Below are 7,667 nucleotides of genomic sequence, written 5' to 3'. Positions count from 1 at the left end.
CCGGGTGAACCGCAATCTCATCATCGCCTTCGTGCTCGCCGGCGCCATCGCCGGCCTGGCTGGCTGGCTGCTGGCGATCCGCACGTCGGGCGCCACCGCCAATCTCGGCGTCGGCTTGCTGTTCAACGCCTTCGCCGCGGTCGTCATCGGCGGCGTCAGCCTCAAAGGCGGCGTCGGCACCCTCCCCGGCGTCTATGCCGGCGTGCTTTTGCTCTCGGCCATCAACACGGCGATCAATTTGATGGGCCTGCCGGCCAATTTCACCCAGGTGATTCATGGCCTGCTGGTGCTGGCCGCGGTGCTGCTCGACGCCTTCAAGCAAACCATTCGCCAAAGACTCGCATGACAGGACGGCTCGCATGACAGGACGGCTAAAAGACAAGGTGGCGCTCATCGTCGGCGCCGCCCGCGGCATCGGCAAGGGCATTGCGCTCCGCTTTGCCGAAGAGGGGGCGCGGCTGGTGCTCGCCGACACCGAAGTCGAGGCCGGGCAAGCGACCGCTGGCGAGTTGGGCGTCCCCTTCATCCGCACCGACATCTCGCAAATGAGCGACGCCAAGGCCGCCGTGGCGCTGGCGCTGAAGCAGCATGGCCGTCTCGACATCATCGTGCAGAATGCGGGCATCTATCCCTGGCAGCTGATCGAGAACACCAGCGCCGACGACTGGGACCGCGTCATGGCGGTCAATCTGCGCGGCACCTTCAATGCCAGCCGCGCGGCCCTGGTGCCGATGAAGGCGCAACGCTTCGGCCGCATGCTCTACACCTCCTCCATCACCGGTCCGCATGTCACCAGCCCGGGCCATGGCCACTATTCGGCCAGCAAGGCCGGCATCAACGGCTTCATCCGCGCCGCGGCACTGGAATTCTCCGGCTACGGCATCACCGTCAACGGCGTCGAGCCCGGCAACATCCTGACCGAAGCGATCGAGCTGCATCGCGGCGAGGCGTTCATCAAGAACATGGAGGATTCCATCCCGCTTGGCCGCCTCGGCAGCCCGCGCGACGTCGCCAATGCCTTCCTGTTCCTCGCCTCGGACGATGCCAGTTACATCACCGGCACGACCATCGTCGTCGATGGTGGCCAGTTGCTGCCCGAAGGCAGCGATTTCCGGCTCGTTCCGCCATGATCATCGATTTCGGCGATGGCTTCTTCCTGCGCCAGGCGACCGAGGCCGACCATCCAGCACTTGCCATGATCTGCCTCAAGACCGGTGATGCCGGCCAGGATGCAACCGGTCGCGAAGACGCTCCGGATCTGTTGGGCCAGATCTACACCATCCCCTACCAGGTGCTGGAGCCCGACCTCGCTTTCATCGTCGATGGGCCAACGGGCGCCGCGGGCTATCTGCTGGGTGCAAAAGACACAAAGGCTTTCAATGCAGGCCTGGCAGCAAAGTGGTATCCGCGCCTTCGCGCGCAGGTGACCGATCCCGGACCCGACCGCGCACGCTGGAGCGGCAGCGACTGGGCTCGCCACCAGATCCATCATCGCGACTTCACCATTCCGCCGGCCCTGGCTGCCTACCCTTCGCACGGTCATATCGACCTTTTGTCGCAAGCGCGTGGCAAAGGCATCGGCCGGCGGGCGATGGCTTTTCTCGAGCAAAGGCTCGCCGCGCTCGGTTCACGCGGGCTTTGCCTCGAAGTGATGCCGGACAATCACAACGCGCTGCGCTTCTACAGGGCCATCGGATTCGCGGTGTTGCGGGAGCCGGGATTGCCGGACCACAGCATCTATGTCGCCAAACGGCTGACAACCGCACCGGAGATCGTGCGCACCGGAGATCGTGTGAATGGTGGGCGATGACGGGCTCGAACCGCCGACATCTTCGGTGTAAACGAAGCGCTCTACCAACTGAGCTAATCGCCCGCTCCGGGCCGGACCTTTAAGCGGTCAGGGTCCGCTTCGCAAGGCCAAATGAGCGCAGGACGCCCTGGTTGGATGCCGGTTTTGCCAACAAAACGCCGGCTGTCAAAAAACCTTCTCCTGTTTGCTGTTATGATGGTTTGGTGCGCTTGACACCCGGTGGCGAACCCCTTATCCAGCGCCCCAACGACGAACACGGCTGACACGTGTTCGCCATGCGCGGGTGTAGCTCAGTTGGTTAGAGTGCCGGCCTGTCACGCCGGAGGTCGCGGGTTCGAGCCCCGTCACTCGCGCCATTTCTCTCAAGGGTATCAAGCCCTTGGCTTTGGAGAAATGTCGACATTGATTGTCAAAAATGTTGTCTTGCAAGAGACCTGAGGTCCAAGAGACCTGAGGTCACTCAGGTCCGTTCGGCCCGTGCAGACGTCTTGCCGCGCAAGATCATCCTCTCGCCAGCAGCGCCTCGACCTCCTGCAGCGTCGGCATGGATGGCGCAGTCCCTGGCCGGGTCACCGAGATTCCGGCGACGGCGCAAGCGAAGCGCACCGCCTGCAGCGGTTCCACGCCCCTCGAAAGTGCTGCCGCAAGCCCGCCATTGAAGGCATCGCCTGCCCCCGTGGTTTCGACCACCGGGCCGGCACTGACGGCTGGAACATGGTCGGAGCGATTTTTCGAGTGCAAAAGCGCGCCCTTGTCGCCGAGCGTGACGATGACTGTGCCGACGCCCTTTTCGAGCAGACTGTCCGCAGCGGCTCGCGCCTCGTCGACCGAGGACACCTTCATCCCGGTCAGTTCCTCCGTCTCGGTCTCGTTGGGTGTGAAGTAGTCGCAGAGCGTGTAGATGCGGTCGGGAAGCTTTGCCGCAGGGGCCGGATTGAGGATCGTCGTCACCCCTGCCCCACGCGCGATCTCCAACGCCCGCATGGCTGCTTCGATCGGCTGTTCGAGCTGCGTGACAAAGACGCCGGCATTGCTGATCAATGCGGCATTGGCTTCGATATCGGCTGGAGAGATCAGCATGGCAGCACCGGGGCTGACGATGATGGCGTTGTTGCCGGTGGTCTCCTCGACGAAGATGTAGGCCGCGCCGGTGTAGCTTTCCGGCGTGTCGATGACGGCATCCTTGACGCCCGCCTGCGTCCAGGTCTGCCTGGCCATGTCGGCGAAGGGGTCTACGCCGAGGCGGGTGAGGAAGGTGACGTCGGCGCCGAGCTTGCCGGCGGCCACCGCCTGGTTCGAGCCCTTGCCGCCGGGACCCAGCGTGAAGGATGTGCCGAGGATCGTTTCGCCCATGCGCGGCTGCCGCTGCGCCCTGTAGGCGGTGTCGGCGACGAACACACCCAATATGACGACCGGCTTGCCCGAAGCCATGCCGCTACTCCGCATCCGGCGGCACGACGCCCTTGCGGAAGGCGAAGCAGCCATAGAAGCGGCGTTCGCCGGTCTGGATGACACAATAGGCTTGTTTGGCGCGCTCGTAGAAGGCGTAGCGCTCGACCGCGATCATCGGCCACGACTTGCCCTCGGCCTTATCGACTTCCTTCTGCACTTCCTTCTGCACTGCAGGAATCTCGTCCGGCTTGCCGACGATTTCCATGCGCGCGGCCGAATCGTCGACGAACGTGTCGAGCGGGTAGAGCGACAGCACCGCCTTGACCACTTGCGCGGCCGAGGCATCGATGCGCAGCACGCGGCCGAGCGCCGTCTGGCGCGCCACCGAATCGGACGGAAAATTGGTGTCGGCGATGATCAGATCATCGCCATGCCCCATTGCCCGCAATGCCTGCAGCACGTCGGCATTGAGCAGCGGGTTGATGCCTTTGAGCATGGTATTCCTCGTGAGTTGGGATCAGAGACGCTTGCCGGTCTCTGCGTCGAAAAGATGGATCTGGTCGAGCCTTGGCTTCAGCTTCAGCGTATCGCCCGGCTTGAAGTCGTGGCGCTCGCGAAACAGCGCCACCATCTCGCCTTCGCCGAAGCGCAGGAACACCAGCGTTTCCGAGCCGGTCGGCTCGACCACCGAAATCTTCGCCGGCACGCCGTCGGGATGGATCTCGAGGTGCTCCGGTCGCACGCCATAGACGACCGCTTGACCGTCCTGCGCGGCATTGCCCGATCCGATCGGGAACAGCGTGCCTGCGATGTCGACACCGGGCTTGTCGCCCTTGCGCATGGTGCCCTTGAGCAGGTTCATCGAAGGCGAGCCGATGAAGCCGGCGACAAACAGGTTGGCCGGGCGGTCGAACAGTTCCAGCGGCGCGCCGACCTGCTCGATGCGGCCGTCGCGCATGACAACGATCTTGTCGGCCATGGTCATGGCCTCGATCTGGTCGTGGGTGACGTAGATGGTGGTGGTCTTCAGCCTCTGGTGCAGTTCCTTGATCTCGGTGCGCATCTGCACGCGCAGCTTGGCGTCGAGATTGGACAGCGGCTCGTCGAACAGGAACACCTGCGGATTGCGCACGATGGCGCGGCCCATGGCCACGCGCTGGCGCTGCCCGCCGGAAAGCTGGCGGGGATAGCGCTTCAGATAGGGATTGAGGTCGAGGATGTCGGCGGCGCGCTTGACCCGCTCGGCGACCACGGCCGGATCGGTTTTCCTGAGCTTGAGCGCGAAGGCCATGTTCTGCTCGACCGTCTTGTGCGGATAGAGCGCATAGTTCTGGAACACCATGGCGATGTCGCGCTTGGCCGGCGGCAGATGATTGACGACGCGGTCGCCGATGGCGATCGTGCCGGCGGAGACGGTCTCCAGCCCGGCCACCATCCTGAGCAGCGTGGACTTGCCGCAACCCGAAGGGCCAACCAGCACCACGAACTGTCCGTCTGCGATATCGACGCTGACTTCGTGCAGAACCTTGACCGTTCCAAAGGCCTTGGCCACCTTGCTGATCGCGACTTGCGCCATGTCTCCCCCATCGGCTCCATTAGCCGTAGGCGCAGAAGCTAACCAACGCGACCTGCCAGGGCAAGTCGGTCCCTTATAGATAAAAACCCGCTCTCGTTGACACGGCGTTGGGTTGTGAGAATAGTGGCAGGCGCTGGTCAAAATGTCGGTGCCCGATCCGCAATCGGAACTTCAATCGACGCAGGGTGGGGTCCTGCCTAATTCGTTTCCGAAACGGGAGCATCGTTGGCGCTCCGGCGTCCGACAGTTGGCCGATTTATTCACACTGATGTTCTGGGAGGAATAGGCGATGAGAACGGGTCTTTACGACAAACTGGTTCGAGCCGGCGCCACAAGGCGCGACATATTGAAGGGTGCGGCAAGCATGGCCGCGATCGCAGCCGCATCCGGCGCCGGACTTGGCGCCTTGACGCGCCCGGCCTCCGCGGCAAGCGAATTGCGCACAAAAATCCTGCAGATCCCCGGCGTCGGCAAAGGCCAGCCGACGGACGCCGATTTCCAGAAGGTCGGTGAACTCTGCCTCGAAGCCACCAAGGCCAATGTCAAGGAAGGCGAATTCGCCGGCGTCGAGCTGACCTTCATGGGTCTCAACAACCAGAACCTGCACAATGTGCTGTTCCGCGGCTTCCTGAAGCCATGGGAGACCTATACCGGCGCCAAGATCAACTGGATCGACCTGGCGCAGGCCGACTACAACGCCCGCCTGCAGCAGTCGATCGCGACCGGGACCGTCGACTTCGACATCATCGAAATGGGCGCGCCGTTCGAAGGTGATGTCTGCGGCAAGGGCCTGACGTCGGAAATGCCCGACTGGGTCAAGACCCAGATCGATTTCGACGATCTGGTCAGCTATCTGAAGCCGCCGGTCGGCACCTGGGACGGCAAGCAATACCGCGTGACCGTCGACGGCGACGCGCACAACTTCAACTACCGCACCGACGTGTTCGCCGATGCCGACCTCGCCAAGGCCTGGAAGGACGGCGGCGGCGAAGGTGAATGGGGCGTGCCGAAGACCTGGCAGCAGGTTCAGGCGGTGACCAAGTTCCTGAAGGGCAAGAAGCTCAAGGACCAGGACGTCTATGGCTATCTCGACGCGCCGAAGCCCTGGGGCGGCTTCGGCTTCTATTTCCTTGGCAGCCGCGCCACCGCCTATGCCAAGCACCCCGACGACAAGGCCTGGCTGTTCGACGCCGACACGATGAAGCCGCGCGTCAACAATCCGGCCTGGGTGCGCGCCATCCAGGACGTCATCGACGCGCTGCCCTCCGAACCCGCCGACCAGATCAACGCCGATCCGAACACGACCGCCTTCCAGCAGTTCCTGGCCGGCACCGGCTCGATGGTCACCTGGTGGGGCGACGTCGGCTCCAACGTCAAGACCAACGACTCTTCCGTCGTCGGCGACGTCACCGGCTTCTCGATCCTGCCGGGCTCGGACGATGTCTACAATGCGAAGACCGGCGCCTGGGACAAGCTCGCCAGCGGCCCGAACTATGCGCCCAACTGCGCCTATCTCGGCTGGGGCGTCTATGTCATGGCCCGCGTCGATGCCGACGAAAAGAAGAAGAAGGCGGCATGGTCCGCTGCAGCCCATCTCGGCGGCAAGGACCTGTCGATCTGGACGGCGATGTATCCGTCGGGCTTCCAGCCTTACCGCAACTCGCATTTCGACATTCCCGAATGGGTGGCGGCCGGCTACGACGAGGCCTTCATCACCTCCTACCTCAAATCGGAATCCGACAGCTACAACCATCCGAACGCGGCGATCGAGCCACGCATCCCCGGCATCTTCCAGTACTACAGCGCCGCCGAGGACATCCTGGCCAACACTTTCGCGGGCAAGATGAAGGCGCAGGAAGGCGCCGACGCCATCGCGGCGGCATGGGAGAAGCTGACCGACCAGATCGGGCGCGACAACCAGATCAAGCTCTACAAAGCTTCGCTCGGCATGTAGGCTGGCCTATGAACCGTGGTCCGGCGGCAACGCCGGACCACTTTAGACAGGCTCCGGCTCCTCGAGAGCCTTCAAACGGGCGAGATTTGTGGCTGACCAGACATCGACCGCGAACCCGTGGCCGGCAGATGCCGGCACTTCCGATCTGATCTCTCCAGGCCGTAAACGCCTTGGCTGGGCGCTGATGGCCGTTGCGACGCTTGGCCTGCTGGCGACGATCGTGCTGGAGATCCTCTACAAGGGCAGCCCCGATACGATCGGCTTCGAGACCTGGCGCCCCGTCGTCTATGCCTATGTGCTGTGGGGCGTGGCGATCGGTGTCGGCCAGGTGCTGACGCGCGGCGAAGACGGCCAGCGTGCCCTGTTTCTGCTGCCGGCGCTGCTGTTCACCATCGCCATGGTCATCTTCCCGACGCTGTTCGGTTTCTACATCGCACTCACCGACTGGAACCTCAGTTCCTTCAGCGGCCGCCGGTTCAACGGGCTCGACAATTTCTGGCAGATGCTGGGCGATCCCTACTACCGCAACGCGCTGTTCAACATGGTGCTCTACGTGCTGGCGGTGGCGGTCGAATATGTCATTGCCTTCGGCTTGGCGCTGCTCCTCAACGCCCAGATCCGGGCGCGAAAATTCTTCCGCGTCGTCTTCCTGATGCCGCTGATGCTGTCGCCGGTCGCGGTGTCGTGGATGATCGGAAAATCGCTGATGGAATACAGGTTCGGACCGGCCGCAACGCTGGCGCGCCATCTCGGCTGGGAAAATCCGGCCTTCTTCTCCGATCCGATCATCGCGCGCATATCGATCATGATACTGGATGCCTGGACCTTCATTCCGTTCATGATGATCATGCTGCTGGCCGGGCTGCAGGCGATGTCGCGCGAGGTGCTCGAAGCCGCACGCGTCGACGGCGCCAATGCGTGGCAGACCTTCTGGC

Annotated in this window: 7 protein-coding genes, 2 tRNA genes and 1 pseudogene; 6 read left to right on the top strand and 4 right to left on the bottom strand. The window is 63.4% G+C overall.

What is annotated here, in order from left to right; translation table 11 throughout:
- The 3 genes and pseudogenes from EN949_RS30360 to EN949_RS30350 form a co-directional block, all read left to right on the top strand.
- Positions 1–346, top strand: a pseudogene (locus EN949_RS30360) (ABC transporter permease); the annotation flags it as partial.
- 13 nt (positions 347–359) lie between these two features.
- Positions 360–1,130: an SDR family NAD(P)-dependent oxidoreductase gene (locus tag EN949_RS30355; protein ID WP_063167795.1), complete on the top strand. Its 771-nt coding sequence runs from the start codon at positions 360–362 to the stop codon at positions 1,128–1,130.
- A complete protein-coding gene (locus EN949_RS30350) occupies positions 1,127–1,810 on the top strand; it encodes a GNAT family N-acetyltransferase (RefSeq protein ID WP_063167794.1) in 684 nt (227 codons plus the stop codon). Before EN949_RS30355 ends, EN949_RS30350 begins: the two co-directional genes overlap by 4 nt.
- Here EN949_RS30350 and EN949_RS30345 read toward each other — a convergent pair.
- Positions 1,798–1,873 (bottom strand) — tRNA-Val (locus tag EN949_RS30345). The two genes, EN949_RS30350 and EN949_RS30345, sit on opposite strands and share 13 nt — an antisense overlap.
- 216 nt (positions 1,874–2,089) lie before the next feature.
- Here EN949_RS30345 and EN949_RS30340 point away from each other — a divergent pair.
- A tRNA-Asp gene (locus tag EN949_RS30340) sits at positions 2,090–2,166 on the top strand.
- Between the two features lie 145 nt (positions 2,167–2,311).
- Here the strand turns inward: EN949_RS30340 and rbsK are convergent.
- The 3 genes from rbsK to ugpC are packed head-to-tail and all read right to left on the bottom strand — an operon-like array spanning position 2,312 to position 4,778.
- A complete protein-coding gene (rbsK, locus tag EN949_RS30335) occupies positions 2,312–3,241 on the bottom strand; it encodes a ribokinase (protein ID WP_063167793.1) in 930 nt (309 codons plus the stop codon).
- A 4-nt stretch (positions 3,242–3,245) separates the two neighbouring features.
- Positions 3,246–3,698, bottom strand: coding sequence for an RbsD/FucU family protein (locus EN949_RS30330; protein ID WP_027162392.1), 453 nt, complete (start codon positions 3,696–3,698; stop codon positions 3,246–3,248).
- Between the two features lie 21 nt (positions 3,699–3,719).
- Entirely contained in the window at positions 3,720–4,778 is a 1,059-nt protein-coding gene (ugpC, locus tag EN949_RS30325) for a sn-glycerol-3-phosphate ABC transporter ATP-binding protein UgpC (protein WP_024504587.1), read from the bottom strand.
- 289 nt (positions 4,779–5,067) lie between these two features.
- Between ugpC and EN949_RS30320 the strand changes: the two genes are divergently transcribed.
- Positions 5,068–6,732, top strand: a complete 1,665-nt coding sequence (locus EN949_RS30320; protein WP_013532183.1) for a sugar ABC transporter substrate-binding protein — start codon at positions 5,068–5,070, stop codon at positions 6,730–6,732.
- Positions 6,733–6,820: 88 nt separating this feature from the next.
- Positions 6,821–7,667 (top strand): sugar ABC transporter permease (locus tag EN949_RS30315; RefSeq protein WP_164782588.1); only part of this gene is annotated, 847 nt, incomplete at its 3' end.

Source organism: Mesorhizobium sp. M7A.F.Ca.US.007.01.2.1 (genome assembly GCF_003998165.1).
GTDB lineage: Bacteria > Pseudomonadota > Alphaproteobacteria > Rhizobiales > Rhizobiaceae > Mesorhizobium > Mesorhizobium ciceri.
Note: the sequence above shows the minus strand (reverse complement) of the source record. Positions and strands in the feature narration are given on the sequence as shown.